Origin of the sequence: Methylobacterium sp. WL103, assembly GCF_008039885.1 — a bacterium.
In the GTDB taxonomy this organism is placed as follows: domain Bacteria; phylum Pseudomonadota; class Alphaproteobacteria; order Rhizobiales; family Beijerinckiaceae; genus Methylobacterium; species Methylobacterium cerastii.
Genome location: NZ_VRUX01000041.1, coordinates 1 through 17,065 on the forward strand (window position 1 = coordinate 1; position 17,065 = coordinate 17,065).

A 17,065-nucleotide genomic window follows, 5' to 3' on the forward strand; every position below is an offset into this window, starting at 1 on the left:
AGGCGGAGGCGCCGCGCGCCCTCCTGGCCGCGCCGGCCGACGCCTTCGTGGCATCCTTTGTCGGGGAGGACCGGGCGCTGCGCCGTCTCGCGCTGGTGACGGTGGCGGAGGCCGCCGAGCCCGGCGAGGCTGTGGGTGCGCCGAGTATCGCGGCCGGTGCGTCGCTGCGCGATGCCCTCTCGGCGATGCTGGCCGCCGGCTGCACGCGCCTCGTCGTCACCGGCGGGCCGGGGGCGCGCCACGTGACCCTGGACGCGATCCAGCGCGCGGGCTCCGTGGGGAAGCGCGAGGCCTGAAGGGGCGTCGGTTATTCCGGGGCGTTTACAGGCGACGCCCCATCCTGGCGGCCCATTTCCAAACCCTCCCCGTCATCCCGGGCTCGCCTGCGGCGCCCCGGGATGACGGAAGCGTTGCGCGCGGCAGTGGAAAGTCGCGTGAACGCAAAACCGCGCGCGCCACCTCGCCTGACCACGCATGGAAAAGGGCCGCCCTTTCGGACGACCCTTCCCATAGATACGACGATGAAACGTCACGAGGATATGACGATGGAACGTCACACAGATACGACGATGACACGTCACATAGATATGACGATGGAACGTCGAACCGATCAGCGCGAGTAGAACTCGATCACGAGGTTCGGTTCCATCTGCACCGGGTACGGCACCTCGGTGAGGCCCGGCACGCGGGTGACGCGCGCGGTCATCTTCTGGTGATCGACCTCGATGTAGTCGGGCACGTCGCGCTCGGGGAGCTGCGAGGCGACGACCACGATCTCGAGCTGACGCGAGGCTTCCTTGACCTCGATCAGGTCGCCCGGCTTCACGAGGTAGCTCGGGATGTTGACCCGGCGCCCGTTGACCTTGATGTGGCCGTGGTTGACGAACTGGCGGGCCGCGAACGGCGTCGCCACGAACTTCGAGCGATACACCACGGCGTCGAGGCGGCGCTCGAGCAGGCCGATCAGGTTCTCGCTCGAGTCGCCGCGCAGGCGGATGGCCTCGGCGTAGTAACGGCGGAACTGCTTCTCGGTGATGTTGCCGTAGTAGCCCTTGAGCTTTTGCTTGGCGCGCAGCTGCGTGCCGAAGTCGCTCATCTTGCCCTTGCGGCGCTGGCCGTGCTGGCCGGGGCCGTATTCGCGGCGGTTCACGGGGCTCTTCGGGCGGCCCCAGATGTTCTGGCCCATGCGGCGGTCGAGCTTGTGCTTGGCCTGAATCCGCTTCGACATATCGCGTGTCCTCTCGCAAACGAGAATTCGAGGAACGCGCCCTCCTCTTCCCGCCGGCCTTGCGGCTCGGGACGACAGAGCGGCCGTGTCGGCCGTTCGCGGGTGCGTATGAAAACGCCAAGCGGCCCCTCAGAGGAGCCGCGATGACGAGGGCGTTCCTAGTCGAGCCGGCCGAACTGGTCAATCCTCGCCGTCACGGGCGCGCCGCGAGGAAGGCCAGCACCCCGTCGCGGTGCGGCTTGGCGCCGACGGCGGAGCTGTGGTCGCGCCCTTCGAGCTCGAGGCTCTGCGCGTTCGGCATCAGCGCGGCGAGCGCCGGCCCGGAGCCGGCGACGGTGTCGAGGGTGCCGACGCTGACGAGGACAGGCACCTCGATCTGCCCGATCTCAGCGCGCGACAGGGTCTGGCGCGAGCCGCGCATGCAGGCGGCGAGCGCGCGCAGGTCACTCTTCGTCTGCTCGGCGAAGATGCGGAAGGCGGCAGCGGTCGGGTTCGCGGCTTTCGTGCCCGCGGGCGCCTCGAGCGCCTCGGCGATGCCGGAAGGCAGGCCCTTTCCCTCGACGAGGTGCAGGCCGAGGCCGCCGATCAGCGCCGAGCGGACGCGCGCCGCGTGGTCGAGGGCGAGGTGCGCGGTGATGCGGGCCCCCATCGAGTAGCCCATGATGTCGGCGCGCGCGATCCCGAGATGGTCGAGGAGGCGCACGGCGTCGCCCGCCATGTCCTCGGAGCCGTAGCGGGCGGGGTCGTAGAGCTTCTCGCTCTCGCCGTGGCCGCGGTTGTCCAGGGCGATGGCGCGGTAGCCGGCCTGGGTCAGCGTGCGCACCCACGTCGTGTTGACCCAGTTGACCGCGTGGTTCGAGGCGAAGCCGTGGATCAGAAAGACCGGGTCGCCGGTCCCGCCGACGGCCGGCACGTCGATGTAGGCGATCCGCACGCCGTCCGAATCGAAGCTGTCCATGGTCGTGGCCTTTCGCGTCCCGCGCCTCGCTTAAGAGCCGGCGCAGCGATGGGCAACGCGCGAGATGCTTGCGGGCCGGCGGCGCGGCTGGCATCAGCCCGGGGCATGAGCGACCATCAGCCCTACGGCACCTACGCCCCGGCCGGCCTCGTCGCGGCGATCGCCCGGCGGACCGTGCGGTTCTCGCCCGATTCCTGGCGCGGCCGCCGGATGGCGATGTTCCTGCGGCGCCTCGCGATCACGCTGATGCGCGGCAAGCCCCTCGACGTCGAGCGGCTCGGCGCCCGGATGCGGCTGCACCCCTACAACAACAATTGCGAGAAGAAGGTGCTGTTCACGCCGCAATTCTTCGACCCGCAGGAGCGCGCCCTGCTGAAGGCGCGCCTGGAGCCGGGCTGCACCTTCCTCGACATCGGCGCCAACATCGGCGCCTACGCCTTGTTCGTGGCGGCCTTCGCCGGGCCGCGTGCGCGCATCCTCGCGGTCGAGCCGCAGCCCGACATCTTCGACCGGCTGACCTACAACATCGCTCAGAACCCGTTCCACACCGTGAAGGCGGTGGCCTGCGCCGTCGCCGACAAGGCCGGCGAGCTGACGCTGTTCGTCGACCCGCGCAACCGCGGTGAATCGAGCCTGAAGATCGTCGGCACCAACGAGAGCGCGCAGATCAAGGTGCCGGCGGTGACCCTGATGGACCTCGTGCGCACCGAGGGCCTGACCCGCATCGACGCGATCAAGCTCGACGTGGAGGGTGCCGAGGACCTAATCCTCGAGCCGTTCCTTCGCGAGGCGCCCCCGGCCCTGCTGCCGAAGCTGCTTGTGATCGAGGACGGCGTCGATCAGTGGCAGATCGACCTGCCGAAGCTCCTGGAAGGCCACGGCTACCGCGAGACCGGCCGCACCCGGCTGAACCGGATGTTCGAGCGGGTCGCCGCTAATCCGGCGTGACGATCGGGATCGCGTCGGCGACCGTCACCCCCTCCGGGTCGATCCGGCAGCGGTAGGCGTAGGTCTCCACTCCGGCTGCCCGCGCGTCCCGAAAGGCGCGGTCGAAAGCCGGATCGAGGTCGCGGGCGACGTCGAAGGCTTCCGCCTGCATCTGCGCCACGACGATGACGACCGCGCGGCCGCCGCCGGCGACCACCTCGGCAAGGTCGCGCATGTGCCGCGCACTCCGGGCCGCGACGCAGTCGGGGAACTCGGCGAGGTCCGCCTGCCGCATCAGGTGGCAGTTCTTCACCTCCACGTGGGCCGGCGGGAGCCCGCCCCCGCTTGCGAGGAAGTCGACGCGGCTCGCCGCAGCGTAGCGGACCTCTGGCTTCAGCGCCGTGTAGCCGGACAGCGGCGCGAGGCCGCCTGCGGCGAAGGCTTCGGCGACCAGCGCGTTCGGGCGCATCGTGTTGATGCCGACCCATTGCGGGCCGCCGGGCAAGTTCGCCTCCACCAGTTCCCAGGAATAGGTGAGCTTCCGGAACGGGCTGTTGGCAGGCGAGAGCAGGACGCGGTTCCCGGCTTCCTTCAGGCCCAGCATCGCGCCGGGGTTGGCACAATGCGCGGTGACGCGCGTGCCGTCGGCCAGGTCCACGTCGGCGAGGAAGAGCTTGTAGCGCTGCACCAGGCGGCCTTCGATCAGGGGTGTGGGAAACTGCATCGGGTCCTGGCTGCGTTGCGGTCGCAGTGCATAGCCGACACGTGCCCGCGCATGAAGGCACCCTCGGTGGTCGCGCGCCCTCCGCCGCGCTATCTGCGATGCAACCCAGGACGACGAGCCCCATGACAATCGATCCCACCGCGATGACCGCCGCAATCCTCGTGATCGGCGACGAGATCCTGTCCGGCCGGACGAAGGACAAGAACATCGGCACGATCGCCGACTATCTCACCGCGGTCGGCATCGACCTGCGCGAGGTGCGGATCGTGCCCGACGAGCCGGACGCGATCGTCGGCGCGGTGAACGCGCTCCGCGCGGCCCACACCTACCTGTTCACCACCGGCGGCATCGGCCCGACCCACGACGACATCACCGCCGACTGCGTCGCCAAGGCCTTCGGCGTCGGCATCGACGTCGACCCGCGCGCCAAGGCGATGCTGCTGGAGCGGCACAAGCCCGAGGACCTGAACGAAGCCCGACTGCGCATGGCGCGGATCCCGGACGGCGCCGACCTGATCGCCAACCCGATCTCGAAGGCGCCGGGCTTCCGCATCGGCAACGTCTTCGTCATGGCCGGCGTGCCCTCGATCATGCAGGCGATGCTCGACCAGGTCGGCCCGACCCTGCCCACCGGCGCCCGGATGCTCTCCGAGACTGTCGAGGCCGGCAACCTGCCCGAGGGCAACTACGCCGCCGACCTCGCTGAGATCGCGAAGTCCTACGCGGACGTATCGATTGGATCCTATCCTTCGATGACGAAGGACGGGTTCGCCAACCGCATCGTCGCCCGCGGCAAGGATGCCGCCTCGGTGGCGCGTGCGCGGGCCGAGATCGAGGCGCTGGTGGCGCGCCTGCGCGGCTGACGGCAGCCCGTCCCAGTTTTTCCGGTTCGTGGAGCGTATGCGTGATGGCCGAGCGGAAGCCCGACGACAAGGAAGCCCGGCACGACGCGCACAAGGAGGCCGTGGCCGAGATCGGCCGCCCGGATGCCTTCGTGCTGCACGAGGTGATCCGGCGCGAGGGCAATGAGGAGTTGCGCCGCGACGGCGGGGCGCTGTTCCTCTCGGCCTTCGCCGCGGGCTTGAGCATCGCACTGTCGCTGATCGTGCCTGGCGTGCTGAAGACCCATCTGCCCGAGGGCGAGTGGACAAAGCTCCTCACCACGATGGGCTATGCGGTGGGCTTCCTGGTGGTGGTGCTCGGGCGGCAGCAACTCTTCACCGAGAACACCATCACGCCGATCCTGCCGCTGCTACACGACCGCTCGGCGAAGACCGCGTGGCGGGTGCTGCGCCTCTGGGCGATCGTGCTCTCGGGCAACATCCTGGCGACCCTGGCGATCGCGACCGTGCTCGCCCATACCGGCGCCTTCGAGCCGTCGGTGAAGGCGGCCTTTGCCGAGATCAGCCACCAGGCCATCGCGTTTCCGTTCTGGGACACCGTGCTGAAGGCGATCTTCGCCGGCTGGATGATCGCCTTGATGGTCTGGTTCCTGCCGGCCACCGGTACGGCGGCGCCGTTGGTGATCTTTCTGATGACCTGGCTGGTCTCCCTCTGCGGCCTCGCCCACATCGTCGCGGGATCGGTCGAGGCGTTCTACCTCGTGGTCACCGGCGCGGCGACGATGGGCGAGTACGCCGAGCGGTTCTTCGTGCCGACGTTGGTCGGCAACGTCTTCGGCGGCATGACGCTGGTGGCGGTGCTCAATTACGGACAGGTCGCCCCGGAGGTCGAGGAGAGCCGCGAGGTCGAGGAGGCCGAGGGCGGCGCCAACCGGGATTGAGGACGGTTCGCCCCCGCCGGCTGAGTTGGCTTTCCCACGGATTCGACCGAAAAGCTGATCCGAAGAGGCCGTGCTGGCGGCGTTCGCTCCATCGCGACGCGGCCGGAAACAGGATCGATTGGGAAAGGGACGATGCGTTCGCTAAAGGTCCGCTTCGCCTTGCTGCTCGGGTCGATCGCCCTCGTCGTCGTGCTGGCGGCGGCCGGCGTGCTCGCCGCGATCGGCGCCGCCGAGCAGACGATCGACCGGACGCTCGCCGCGCAGGGGCGCCTCGAACTCCTGGCCGAGCTGTCGGGCCGGATGACCCAATTCGGCATGGCCGCGGTCGAGACCATCGGCAACCCCGACCTCGCGCCGGAAGCGATGGGCATCGCGCGGAGCAACGTCGACCGCGCGCTCACGACCGTCGACGAGGCGCTGTCGCGATCCGTCGCCGGAAGCGACGACCCGTTGGACCGGATGCAATACGCCTTGCGCAGCCGGCCGATGGCGCAGCTGCGCGCGGCCCGGGTGATCCTCGACCGGCAGGTGTCTCAGATCGTCCGCGAGACCGATTCCGAGAAGCGCCAGAACTCGATCAAGGGTGCGCTCAACGGCTTCGGCGCGATGACCGGGCAGCCGCTCTCGTTCCTGATCGAGGCCGAGCGCCGCAGCATGGTGCTGGGCTCGGATGCGGCCCGCGAGCTGTCGCGCCGCCTGCGGATCGCGGCGGCCCTGGCGGTGCTCGGCGCGCTCGGGCTCGTCGTGCTGCTGTGGCGGAGCATCACCCGGCCGACTTTGGCGCGGATCGAGGCCGTGCGCCGGGCCGCCGGCGCCATCGGCGGCGGAAAGCTCGACACGCGCTTGTCCGTCGCGACCCGCGACGAGCTCGGCCTGTTGGTCGCCAACGTCAACCGCATGGCGGCACGCCTTTCTCGCCGCGAAGGCCGCGTTGCCGCCGACCGCGCGGCCTTGGAGGACACGGTCGAGGCCCGCACCGCCGACCTTCGCGCCGCCAACGCCCGACTCGAGGCGGTCGACCGCTCGCGCCGCCGCTTCTTCGCCGACGTGAGTCACGAGCTGCGCACCCCGCTGACCGTCATCCTCGGGGAATGCGACCTCGCGGCCCGCGCCGGACCCCGCATCACCGATCACGCCCCGGCCTTCGCCACCATCCGCAAGCGCGCGATGCGGCTGAAGCTGCGTGTGGAGGATCTCCTGCGTGTCGCCCGCTCGGAATCGGGCGAGATCGAGCTCGACCGCCGGGCCCTCGGGCTCGCCCCGGTCCTGGCCGAGGCGGTCGACAACCTCGCATCGGAGGCCGCCCGACGCCGCGTCGCGCTGACCTTCGAGCCGGGTGCGCGAGACCTCGAAGTGCTGGCCGACCGCGAGTGGATGCGCCAGGTCGTCGAGAGCCTGATCGACAACGCGCTGCGCCACGCCACAGGGCTCACCCGGGTCGTCGTCGCCCTGTCCGGCGGCGGCGCGGCGCCGGCGCGCATCACGGTCACCGACGACGGGCCGGGTTTCGGCAACCACGAGCAGACGTTGTTCGAGCGCTTTCGGCGCGGCGACCGCCCGGCGGAGATGGGCTTCGGGATCGGATTGGCCCTGGCGCGTTGGCTCATCGAACAGCATGATGGCACAATCCGCCTCGGCCCTGGCGAGGACGGCCGCGGGGCGAGGGTCACGCTGGACCTCCCGCCTCTCGACCTCACCGTGGAGGGCGACGACACGGCGAGCCGGGACGATCGACAAATTCGGAAGGACGACGCGGCATGACGCGAATCCTCGTGGTCGAGGACGACATCGACATCCGTGGCCTGCTCACCCGCGGCCTCGAGGCAGAGGGCTTCTCCGTCGACACCGCCGGCTGCGTCGGCGACGCGCTGGCCGCCGCTCGCGACGAGAGCCCGGAGGCGGTGGTGCTCGACATCACCCTGCCCGACGGGTCGGGCCACGACGTGTGCCGCTCCTTGCGCGAGGGCGGCTATCCCGGCCCGATCCTGTTCCTCTCGGCACGCGACGAGATTCGCGACCGGGCCGAAGGCCTCGCGCTCGGGGCCGACGACTACATCGTCAAGCCCTTCGTGTTCGACGAGCTGGTGGCGCGGCTGCGCACGCACCTGATGCGCCGTCAGGCGGCGGAGGGGCCTCGCACGCTGATCAACGCGGGTAAGCTCGTCCTCGACCTCGACACCCGGCAGGTCACCTGCGGCGAGGCGTCGGCCCGCCTGACCCCGCGCGAGGCCGAGCTGCTGGCCATGCTGATGGAGAGCGTGAACCGCCCGGTCTCCCGCGCCGACATCTTCGAGCGGCTGTGGGCGAGCCAGGGCGGCCTTTCGCTGAACGTGGTCGACGTCTACGTCGGCTACCTGCGCACGAAGATGGCCGACTTCGTCCGCCACGGTGGTCCGCTCCTCGTCACCGTGCGCGGACGCGGCTTCATGCTGGACTCCCGCGGTCCGGACTACCGGCACTGACCGGTGCGACGTTCGGGCGGGTGGATCCTCACAAAAATTTGGGAGCATCCGGCAATTTAGTGCTTGAAGCCGGAGCGGGAATTGCGGATACCCGTGCCGCGCTGGAAAACAAAAGCGCCATCAGTGTCTTAGGGTATCCTTAAGTTTACCTTTTCGGCACCGGATGCTCGCAATCAGACGGAGAAACACCATGACCTGGGCTGCCCCGATCGTTTCCGAAATCTGCGTCGGCATGGAAGTCACGAGCTACGAGTCCGCCGAGATCGACACCTTCAACTGAGGTGTCGCGCCGAGCTGAGGATTGTTGGCTGCATCGGACCATTCCATGCGCGTCGTAATCCTTGGCTCGGCTGCTGGCGGCGGCCTTCCCCAGTGGAATTGCCGCTGCCCGAACTGCCAGCTCGCGAGAACCGAGCCGAACCGCGTCAGGCCGCGGACCCAGTCGAGCATCGCGGTGTCTGCGGACGGCACGGATTGGCTCCTGGTGAACGCCTCGCCGGACATCCGGCAGCAATTCTTCGACAACCCGGTGATGCATCCGCGGGAAGGACTTCGGCATTCGCCGATCCGCGCCGTGCTGCTCACCAACGGTGACGTCGATCATGTCGCCGGCCTGCTGACGCTCCGCGAAGGCCAACCCTACACCCTCTACGGCACCGGCAGCATCCTCGATTCGGTCGCGGACAACCGCGTCTTCGACGTGATGGCCGAGGGCGTCGTCGCCCGCGAGGCGATCACCCTGGGCATGCGCTTCGAGCCGCTCCCCGGCTTGGCCGTCACACTGTTCGCGGTGCCCGGCAAGGTGCCGCTCTGGCTGGAGGATGCCAGCATGGAGCTCGGCGCCGAATCCGAGACCACGGTCGGCGCGATGATCGAGGCCGACGGACGGCGGCTCGCCTACATCCCCGGCTGCGCCCGCGTGACCGAGGACCTGAAGGCGCGGATTGCGGGCGTCGACGCGCTGCTCTTCGACGGCACGGTACTCCACGACGACGACATGATCCGCGCCGGTGTCGGCACCAAGACCGGCTGGCGCATGGGGCACGTGCCGATGCGGGGCGACGGGGGCTCGATCGCCGGCCTCAAGGACGTCGCGATCGGGTCGCGCGTCTTCGTGCACATCAACAACACCAATCCCGTCCTCGTCGAAGGTTCGCCCGAGCGCGAGGCGGTCGAGGCCGAGGGTTGGACGATCGCCCATGACGGGCTCACCTTGAGCCTCTGACGGCGACGACCGGGCGCGGTTGGCATTTGCCGGTGCCGCGACCTATCTCATGACGAGACGTGCGCGATTCGATTGCGCCGAGACGCCGCCGCCAGACGCGGCGCACGACGAGACGACCAGGAAACGCCTCCGAACGGACGCTTGGTGACGCCATGAACGCAGTGTTCCCGACCCCCCAATCCGAGACTTCCGAGCGGCTGCTGAGCCCCGAGGAACTGGAGGCGGCGCTGCGCGACATCGGCGCCCGGCGCTACCACAACCTGCATCCGTTTCACCGCCTGCTGCACGACGGCAAGCTGAGCAAGGACCAGGTCCGGGCCTGGGCGTTGAACCGCTACTATTACCAGGCGATGATCCCGGTGAAGGACGCCGCGGTGCTGGCGCGGATGACCGACGCCTCGCTCCGCCGCGTCTGGCGCCAGCGCATCGTCGACCACGACGGCGACGCGCCTGGCGACGGCGGCATCGAACGCTGGCTGAAGCTTGCCGAGGGCGTCGGCTTCCGCCGGGACTACGTCGAGTCCACCGACGGCATCCTGTCGGCCACCAAGTTCTCGGTCGAGGCCTACGTCCACTTCGTTTCCGAGCGCTCGCTGCTCGAAGCCATCGCGTCGTCGCTGACCGAGATGTTCTCGCCGAACATCATCTCCGAGCGCGTCTCGGGCATGCTGAAGAACTACGACTTCATCACCAAGGAGACGCTGGCCTATTTCGAGAAGCGCATGACGCAGGCGCCCCGCGACGCCGACTTCGCCCTCGACTATGTCAAGCGCCACGCCACCACCCCCGCGTTGCAGCGGCAGGCGATGGCGGCGTTGACCTTCAAGTGCAACGTGCTGTGGACGCAGCTCGACGCGCTGTACTTCGCCTACGTCGCCCCCGGGATGATCCCGCCGGACGCCTGGACGCCCGGCGCCGGTCTCGTCGCCGAGACGCAGACCCAGGCGCCGGGGACCGGCCGGCTCACGGCCGCCGACGTGCCGCGCCTGCCGCGCGGCGTGCGGATGCGCTTCGACCAGACCCGCGACAAGCACGTCCTGCTCGCCCCCGAGCGCACCTTCGACCTCGACGACAACGCCGTCGCGGTCCTCAACCTCGTCGACGGCCAAACCAGCGTCGCGGCGATCGCCGACCGGCTTGGCCAGACCTACGCCGCCGACCCGCGCGTCATCGAGGTCGACGTGCTGGCCATGCTGAACGACCTCGCCGCGAAGAGGGTCTTGGAGCGATGAACGCGATCACCCCGAACGCGGCGGCGATCCCGGCCCCGGTCGGGCTGCTCGCCGAGCTGACGCATCGCTGCCCGCTGCGTTGCCCATATTGCTCGAACCCGCTCGACCTCGATCGGCGCTCGCGCGAGCTCGACACCGCGACGTGGCAGCGCGTGCTGACAGAGGCCGCGGCCCTCGGCGTTCTGCACGTCCACCTGTCCGGCGGCGAGCCGACCGCGCGCAACGACATCGTCGAAATCACCGAGACCTGCGCCAAGCTCGGGCTCTATTCGAACCTCATCACCTCCGGCGTCGGCGGTGCGCTGGGCAAGCTCCAGGCGCTCTACGACGTCGGCCTCGATCACGTGCAGCTCTCGGTGCAGGGCGTGGACGCGGCCAACGCCGAGAAGATCGGTGGCCTGAAGAACGCGCAGCCGCAGAAGATGGAGTTCGCCGCCAAGGTGACCGAGCTCGGACTGCCGTTGACGCTGAACTCGGTGATCCACCGCGGCAACATCCACGAGGTCGAGGGCTTCATCGATCTCGCCGTGAAGCTCGGCGCCAAGCGGCTCGAGGTGGCCCACACCCAGTATTACGGCTGGGCCTACGTGAACCGCGCCGCGCTGATGCCGGATAAGGCTCAGGTCGATCAGTCGATCCGCATCGTGGAGGCGGCGCGCGAGCGGCTGAAGGGCCAGCTCGTCATCGACCTCGTCGTGCCAGACTACTACGCGAAGTACCCGAAGGCCTGCGCTGGCGGCTGGGGCCGCAAGCTCATCAACGTGACGCCGCAGGGCAAGGTGCTGCCGTGCCATGCGGCCGAGACGATCAGCCACCTCGAGTTTTGGCACGTGACCGAGCATTCCCTCGGCGACATCTGGGCGAACTCGCCGGCCTTCACTGCCTATCGCGGCACAGACTGGATGCAGGAGCCCTGCCGCTCCTGCGACCGGCGCGAGAAGGATTGGGGCGGTTGCCGCTGTCAGGCGCTGGCGCTGGCTGGCGATGCGGCGGCAACCGACCCGGCCTGCTCGCTCTCGCTGCTACATGCCAAGGTGCGGGCGCTGGCCGTCGAGGAGGCGGCGGAGACCCCGCCCGACTACACCTACCGGACGATCGGGGCCAACATCCCGGCGCCCAATAAGGAGGACGCCCTCTCGTGAAGTGTTTCGTCATCGCCGCAACCTTGCTCGCCGTCGCTCCGGCGCTGGCCGTCGAGGCGGCGCCCCCTGCCCCCGCCGCAGCGCCCGTTGCCCCTGCCGCAGCGCCCGAGAAGGCGAACGCGAGCGCGATCCCGAGCGCGGCCGACCTGCTGTTCGAGCAGCCCCAGCTCAAGAACGCTGCCGCCGGCACCACCCTGACCTACGACTACCTGCGCCGCTCCGGCATTGCGAAGGGGCCGTTCGGGCCGCCCCTCGACGACACGATCAAGCTCACCCTCGAGCCCGGTAAGGGCGGGGACGGCCGTAACATCGGCGTCGAGATGTTCTCGGGTACGAACCGGTTCCCGGCCGGCCCGTTCGAGGACATGCCCGGCAACCCGGTGATCCCGCTGTTCCTCGAGAACCACCTGACCAACCTTGCCCGGGTGCTGCAGGCCAACCCGCGCTACCTCAAGCTCGCAATCCGCAAGGGGCTGCGCGACGGCGCCACCGTCACGCCGATCAAGGTCGACTACAAGGGCCGCACGGTCGACGCCTGGCAAGTGGTGACCAAGCCCTTCGCCGGCGACGCGCTCGCCCAGCGCATGCGCGGCATGGACAACATGACCTACACCTTCGTCACCTCGCCCGAGGTGCCCGGCGAGATCATCTCGATCGAGGCGCAATCGAAGAATACCGAGGGCGGCGAACTCTTGGAGGAGCGGCTGAGCTATGATCAGAAAGCTGGTTGAGGGCTTAGCCCTGTCCGGGGTCGCGCTGGCGATGCTGGCGATCCCCGTCGCCGCGGCAGAGGCCGAGAACGACTATCCGACCGACGCCCGCGTCGACTACGTGTTCGGGTGCATGGCTGCCAACGGCCAGACCCGCGAGGCGATGCGGCGCTGCACCTGCTCGGTCGATCAGCTCGCCGCGATCCTCCCCTACGACAAGTACGTGCAGGCGAGCACGGTGCTGTCGATGCGCCAGGGCGTTGGCGCCCGCTCGAACGAGTTCAAGTCGACGAAGGTGTTCGACGACAAGGTCGCCGACCTCCGCCGCGCCCAGGCCGAGGCCGAGATCCGCTGCTACCGCGGTTGAGACGGCGCCGTCCGCCGCGAACGTTCGAAAGGCCGCCCCGCTCCGGGCGGCTTTTTTCGTGCGCGACGGGCGCCGTTGCTTCGCTTCGAAAAACCGGCCACATCGACCCCGCGGGAGCGGCCCGCGCAGACCCTTGAGAAGCGACGCCCCTTGAGCCATCGACCCGCCGCCCTCGCCGACCTGCTGCCGGATCTCGGCCGGAGGACCCTCGTGATGGGCATCCTCAACGTCACGCCCGATTCGTTCTCGGATGGCGGCCGCTTCGTCGACGAGCAGGCCGCGTGCCGGCAAGCCGACGCGCTTGCTGCCGAGGGTGCCGCGCTGATCGACATCGGTGGCGAGTCGACTCGTCCCGGACACGTCCCGGTGCCGGCCGACGAGGAGCAGGCACGCGTCCTGCCCGCGATCCGGGCGTTGGCGAACCGGCTCTCCGTGCCGATCTCGATCGACACCTACAAGGCGTCCACGGCCGAGTGCGCGCTCGCAGCCGGTGCCCGCCTCGTGAACGACGTCTGGGGCCTGCAGCGCGAGCCCGACATCGCCCACGTCGCCGCTGACCACGGCGCGCCGGTGATGATCATGCACAACCGCGAGACGATCGATCCCGGCCTCGACATCGTCGCCGACATGCTGCGCTTCTTCGAGGTCTCGCTCGGCATCGCCCGCCGCGCCGGCATCCCCGACGGCGACATCGTGCTCGATCCGGGCATCGGTTTCGGCAAGAGCTGGGAGCAGCATCTGGAAGCGCTGCGGCACCTGCCCGAGATCCGCGCGCTCGGCTTCCCCGTCCTCGTCGGCGTCTCGCGAAAGTCGCTGCTCGGGCGCCTGCACGATCGCGAGACCGCGCCGGCCGACCGGCTCCACGGGTCGCTCGCGGCGCATGCCTTGGCGGCCACGCTGGGGGCCGACATCGTCCGGGTCCACGACGTGGCCGCTCATGTCGATGCGATGCGCGTGGTCGACGCGGTGCTGCGCCCGGGAGACCGTCGATGAGCGACCGCATCCTCGTCGAGCGCATCGCAGTCTTCGCCCACCACGGCGTCCTGCCGGAGGAGACGCGCCTTGGCCAGCGCTTCTACCTGTCGCTCGACGTCGGCCTCGATCTCGGTCCCGCCGGCCGCTCCGACGACGTGACGCGAACCGTGAGCTACGCCGACCTCACGGCGATCGCGGTCGCGATCGCAGCCGAGCGGCGCTTCGACCTGATCGAAGCCCTGGCCGAAGCCATCGCCGCCGAGATCCTGGAACGCTTTACCGCCATCGACACGATCACCGTGCGGATCGACAAGCCGAGCGCGCCGGTGCCGGCGGTCCTCGACGGAGTGGCGGTGGTGATCACCCGCCGGCAAGAGGCGCGGGCATGACACGCGCCTATCTCGGCCTCGGCAGCAACATCGGCGACAAGGCTGCGCACTTGGCTGCAGCCGTGGAGGGGCTCGCCGGGGTGCCTGGCCTCCGGGTCGTCGCGCGGTCGGCCGACTACCGGACCCCGCCCTGGGGCGAGACCGATCAGGACTGGTTCCTGAACGGTGCGCTCGCGATCGAGGCCGACCTAGACCCCCATTCCCTGCTCGATGCCTGCCTCGGCGTCGAGCGCGACCTCGGCCGCATTCGTGAGCGCCGTTGGGGACCGCGGGTGATCGATATCGACGTGCTGCACTATGCCGGGGCTGCGGTCTCGGACGAACGCCTCGTCCTGCCGCACCGCTACGTCCGCGAGCGCGCCTTCGTGCTTGTGCCGCTGGCCGAGATCGCCCCCGATCTCGTCATCGGCGGTGAGACGGTCTCGGAGGCGCTGGCCAAGCTCGACCGAAGCGGCATCCAGCGGAACTGACGCTGGCGCGAAACGACGAAGGGCCGGGCTTTCGCCCGATCCTTCGTCGTTTCGCGCCCGTTTGGTAACGAACTACGCGTCGGCCCTCTTCTCAGTGCTCTTCGGGCGCGAGAAGCTTGTTCTCTTCTTCGTCCAGTAGGGGCACGTCGAAGTCGCGAAGCACCTTTTCGATGTCGGCCCGGCGCTTGCGCAGGATCGTGTTCAGCGAGCGCTTCCAGTCGTTCTCGCCGATCCGCACGGCCATCGCGATGCGGTAGCTCATCGGTGGCCGGTCGGGCTCCTTCAGGAGCGGGATCACGTCCATCGCCGTGCCGCTCTGCTTGGCCAGCCACCCGGCGGACGGCCCCCACAGTACGGCGGCGTCGATCTGTCCGGCCGCGAGGTCGGAGACGATCTCGGCGCCCACTGTCTGGTTCTTGCGTGACGGATCGAGCTGGTAGGGCGCGTAGGCCTTCATGGTCGAGATCAGGCCAAGATCGCCCATCCGGTTCACAGGCGGCGTCCCGGCGATCACGCCGATGCGCTTGCCCTTGAGCTTGGGATCGTCGAGCCCAGTGACCCCGGCGAGGCCGCCCTTCTTGACGAGGAGCGTGTAGGACGAACGGTAGTACGGGTTGGTGTTCTGCACGCCCTCGCTACCGAGGGCCGACCCCACGATCAGGTCGCACAGGCCGGTGCCGAGGGTGTTACGGACGAAACCGGGACCCTGCGTCAGCCAGTAATAGCGGACCTTGACCTTGAGCTCGTCGGCGATGATGCCCGCGATGCGGTTTTCGAAGCCGTCTTCCTTGCGTTCGGAGAACGGCATGTTGCCTGGATCGCCACAGACGCGAAGGACGTCTGCGGTGACGAGGTCGGGGAGATGCTGCGCATCAGCCACCCGCGCGCCTGCCAGGAACGGCAGGAGCGCGAGCGCCATGGCGGCATGGGTGCGTGCGCGGCGCATCAGCCGCCCATGCACTCCTTCTCGGCCTTCTTGGCGGCCTCGGGCTTGTCTTCCTTGTCGCCCGGGCGGACGCGGCCCATGGCGCCGGAGGCGCGGGCCTTCAGGTAGACATAGAGGTCGTCCGAGTAGCACATGACGTTCTTGTTGTCGCCGAAAGCCGGCATGACCTTCTGGTCCGAGGAGCTCACGTCCTGCTTGCCGCCGGCGAGGATGCCGATGAACTCCTCGTAGGAGAGGTGCTTGAGGGAGTCCTTCAGAGCCGGCGCATAGGTCGAGCCCATGCCGTCCGGGCCGTGGCAGACGTGGCACTCGGCGTGATAGCGGCGGTACCCGGAGTAGGTGTACCAGTCGAACTTCTTGCCGGCATCGGTGATGTGAAAGGTCGGGTGACCTTCGGCGTCGAAGTACTTGCCCTCTTCGACCTTCACTGCGGCGTCCTTCTTCAGGAGCTTGTCGTCGGGCTCGGCCGACTTGTCGGCGGTGTTCAGCGAGTTGGCGAGGGCGGGATCGGCGGGCTTGGCATCCTCAGCATGTACGGCGACCATCGAAACGGACGCTAGGGCGAGGGCGGCCAGGAACGGCCGCGTGACGGATTTGCTGAGGTAATGCAACGCTGTAATCTCCCTGAGACCTGAAGGTCATGCCGCTCTCAGGCGGCCTTTCGCGGCCTTCTTGAGGGGCATTCTAATCATAAGAATGCCGGCGCGGAAACCCGCGCCGGCATTCATTTCAAGCCGTTTCGTGCGACCGATTAGTTCGGCAGGGCGAAGACGGTGAGCTGGCCACCGAGGTTGGTGTAGCTCGAGAGGGCGGCGTAACCACCCACCGCGCCGAGGCCGGCGTTCGGGTCGGTCAAGCCGGCCGCGAGGCCGATGCCGGCCCAGCCACCGACACCCGACAGGATGCCGACGTACTGCTTGCCCTTGTGCTGGTAGGTCATCACGTTGCCGATGATGCCCGACGGGGTCTTGAACTTGTAGAGTTCCTTACCCGTCTTGGAGTCGACGGCCTTCAGGTAGCCTTCGAGCGTGCCGTAGAAGACCACGTCGCCGGCGGTGGCGAGAGCACCCGACCAGACCGAGAACTGCTCGGGGTTCGACCACTTGATCTTACCCTCGACGCCGTCCCAGGCGATGAAGTTGCCCATGCCGCCATGGCTGTTCGGCGCGGGGTACATCGACAGGGTCGCACCGACGTAGGGCTGGCCCGGGGTGTAGGTCACCCGGAACGGCTCGTAGTCCATGCAGACGTGGTTGGTGGGCACGTAGAACAAGTTGGTCTTCGGCGAGAACGCAGCAGGCTGCTGGTCCTTGGTGCCGAGGGCCGCCGGGCAGATACCCTTGGAGTTGGTATCTTCACCGTTCTGCTCGGTGGAGTACTTCGACAAGACCAGCGGCCGGCCGTAGGTCTTCGACCCCTTGTCCATGTCGACCTTGGAGGCCCAGTTGACGACCGGGTCGAACTTCTCGGCGACGAGGAGTTCGCCGGTGGCGCGGTTCAGGGTGTAGCCGAAGCCGTTGCGGTCGA

Annotated in this window: 20 protein-coding genes and 1 pseudogene; 15 read left to right on the forward strand and 6 right to left on the reverse strand. The window is 68.7% G+C overall.

The features are described 5' to 3' along the window. Window positions 1–296, forward strand: a pseudogene (locus tag FV222_RS31830) (ABC transporter ATP-binding protein); the annotation flags it as partial. Between the two features lie 314 nt (window positions 297–610). On the opposite strand, the gene rpsD reads toward FV222_RS31830, so the two are convergent. Both rpsD and FV222_RS05025 read right to left on the reverse strand, forming a co-directional pair. Next, complete coding sequence (gene rpsD / locus FV222_RS05020) at window positions 611–1,228, reverse strand: 30S ribosomal protein S4 (RefSeq protein ID WP_147725774.1); 618 nt, start codon at window positions 1,226–1,228, stop codon at window positions 611–613. A 193-nt stretch (window positions 1,229–1,421) separates the two neighbouring features. Further along, complete coding sequence (locus FV222_RS05025) at window positions 1,422–2,186, reverse strand: alpha/beta hydrolase (RefSeq protein WP_147753041.1); 765 nt, start codon at window positions 2,184–2,186, stop codon at window positions 1,422–1,424. A gap of 105 nt (window positions 2,187–2,291) precedes the next feature. Here FV222_RS05025 and FV222_RS05030 point away from each other — a divergent pair, with 105 nt between their 5' ends. Beyond that, a complete protein-coding gene (locus FV222_RS05030) occupies window positions 2,292–3,134 on the forward strand; it encodes an FkbM family methyltransferase (protein WP_147753040.1) in 843 nt (280 codons plus the stop codon). On the opposite strand, the gene sfsA is transcribed toward FV222_RS05030, so the two are convergent. Continuing rightward, the gene (sfsA, locus tag FV222_RS05035; RefSeq protein WP_147813311.1) at window positions 3,121–3,837 is read right to left on the reverse strand and encodes a DNA/RNA nuclease SfsA; all 717 of its coding nucleotides are present in this window, start codon (window positions 3,835–3,837) and stop codon (window positions 3,121–3,123) included. The genes FV222_RS05030 and sfsA overlap by 14 nt on opposite strands. 122 nt (window positions 3,838–3,959) lie before the next feature. Here sfsA and FV222_RS05040 point away from each other — a divergent pair, with 122 nt between their 5' ends. From FV222_RS05040 to folK, 13 genes are all read left to right on the forward strand, one after another. Beyond that, window positions 3,960–4,700, forward strand: coding sequence for a molybdopterin-binding protein (locus FV222_RS05040; RefSeq protein WP_147753038.1), 741 nt, complete (start codon window positions 3,960–3,962; stop codon window positions 4,698–4,700). A 44-nt stretch (window positions 4,701–4,744) separates the two neighbouring features. Beyond that, window positions 4,745–5,620, forward strand: coding sequence for a formate/nitrite transporter family protein (locus FV222_RS05045; RefSeq protein WP_147813313.1), 876 nt, complete (start codon window positions 4,745–4,747; stop codon window positions 5,618–5,620). 132 nt (window positions 5,621–5,752) lie between these two features. Next, window positions 5,753–7,381 (forward strand): ATP-binding protein, encoded by a 1,629-nt coding sequence (locus tag FV222_RS05050; RefSeq protein ID WP_147753036.1) that lies wholly within the window; start codon window positions 5,753–5,755, stop codon window positions 7,379–7,381. After that, complete coding sequence (locus tag FV222_RS05055; protein ID WP_147753035.1) at window positions 7,378–8,082, forward strand: response regulator transcription factor; 705 nt, start codon at window positions 7,378–7,380, stop codon at window positions 8,080–8,082. Before FV222_RS05050 ends, FV222_RS05055 begins: the two co-directional genes overlap by 4 nt. Before the next feature lie 190 nt (window positions 8,083–8,272). Then, window positions 8,273–8,362: a pyrroloquinoline quinone precursor peptide PqqA gene (gene pqqA, locus FV222_RS05060; protein WP_055889187.1), complete on the forward strand. Its 90-nt coding sequence runs from the start codon at window positions 8,273–8,275 to the stop codon at window positions 8,360–8,362. A gap of 45 nt (window positions 8,363–8,407) precedes the next feature. Further along, on the forward strand, window positions 8,408–9,307 hold the full coding sequence (gene pqqB / locus FV222_RS05065) for a pyrroloquinoline quinone biosynthesis protein PqqB (RefSeq protein WP_147753034.1): 900 nt from the start codon (window positions 8,408–8,410) through the stop codon (window positions 9,305–9,307). A 152-nt stretch (window positions 9,308–9,459) separates the two neighbouring features. Further along, window positions 9,460–10,539: a pyrroloquinoline-quinone synthase PqqC gene (gene pqqC, locus FV222_RS05070; protein ID WP_147753033.1), complete on the forward strand. Its 1,080-nt coding sequence runs from the start codon at window positions 9,460–9,462 to the stop codon at window positions 10,537–10,539. Further along, window positions 10,536–11,681, forward strand: coding sequence for a pyrroloquinoline quinone biosynthesis protein PqqE (gene pqqE / locus FV222_RS05075; protein WP_147813315.1), 1,146 nt, complete (start codon window positions 10,536–10,538; stop codon window positions 11,679–11,681). Before pqqC ends, pqqE begins: the two co-directional genes overlap by 4 nt. An 11-nt stretch (window positions 11,682–11,692) precedes the next feature. Continuing rightward, entirely contained in the window at window positions 11,693–12,412 is a 720-nt protein-coding gene (locus FV222_RS05080; protein ID WP_147753048.1) for a hypothetical protein, read from the forward strand. Then, window positions 12,393–12,758, forward strand: a complete 366-nt coding sequence (locus FV222_RS05085) for a hypothetical protein (protein WP_147753031.1) — start codon at window positions 12,393–12,395, stop codon at window positions 12,756–12,758. Before FV222_RS05080 ends, FV222_RS05085 begins: the two co-directional genes overlap by 20 nt. 213 nt (window positions 12,759–12,971) lie before the next feature. Beyond that, entirely contained in the window at window positions 12,972–13,751 is a 780-nt protein-coding gene (gene folP, locus FV222_RS05090) for a dihydropteroate synthase (protein WP_147753047.1), read from the forward strand. Further along, window positions 13,748–14,122 (forward strand): dihydroneopterin aldolase, encoded by a 375-nt coding sequence (folB, locus tag FV222_RS05095; RefSeq protein WP_147753030.1) that lies wholly within the window; start codon window positions 13,748–13,750, stop codon window positions 14,120–14,122. Before folP ends, folB begins: the two co-directional genes overlap by 4 nt. Then, on the forward strand, window positions 14,119–14,592 hold the full coding sequence (gene folK / locus FV222_RS05100; RefSeq protein ID WP_147753029.1) for a 2-amino-4-hydroxy-6-hydroxymethyldihydropteridine diphosphokinase: 474 nt from the start codon (window positions 14,119–14,121) through the stop codon (window positions 14,590–14,592). The genes folB and folK overlap by 4 nt, the downstream gene beginning before the upstream one ends. Window positions 14,593–14,683: 91 nt before the next feature. Here the strand turns inward: folK and xoxJ are convergent, their stop codons facing one another. From xoxJ to FV222_RS05115, 3 genes are all read right to left on the reverse strand, one after another. Then, window positions 14,684–15,538: a rare earth element methanol dehydrogenase accessory protein XoxJ gene (gene xoxJ / locus FV222_RS05105; RefSeq protein ID WP_147753028.1), complete on the reverse strand. Its 855-nt coding sequence runs from the start codon at window positions 15,536–15,538 to the stop codon at window positions 14,684–14,686. Continuing rightward, a complete protein-coding gene (locus tag FV222_RS05110; RefSeq protein WP_147753027.1) occupies window positions 15,538–16,149 on the reverse strand; it encodes a c-type cytochrome, methanol metabolism-related in 612 nt (203 codons plus the stop codon). The genes xoxJ and FV222_RS05110 overlap by 1 nt, the downstream gene beginning before the upstream one ends. 140 nt (window positions 16,150–16,289) lie before the next feature. Then, window positions 16,290–17,065, reverse strand: a 776-nt coding sequence (locus FV222_RS05115; protein ID WP_147813317.1) for a PQQ-binding-like beta-propeller repeat protein, incomplete at its 5' end; no start/stop codon positions are given.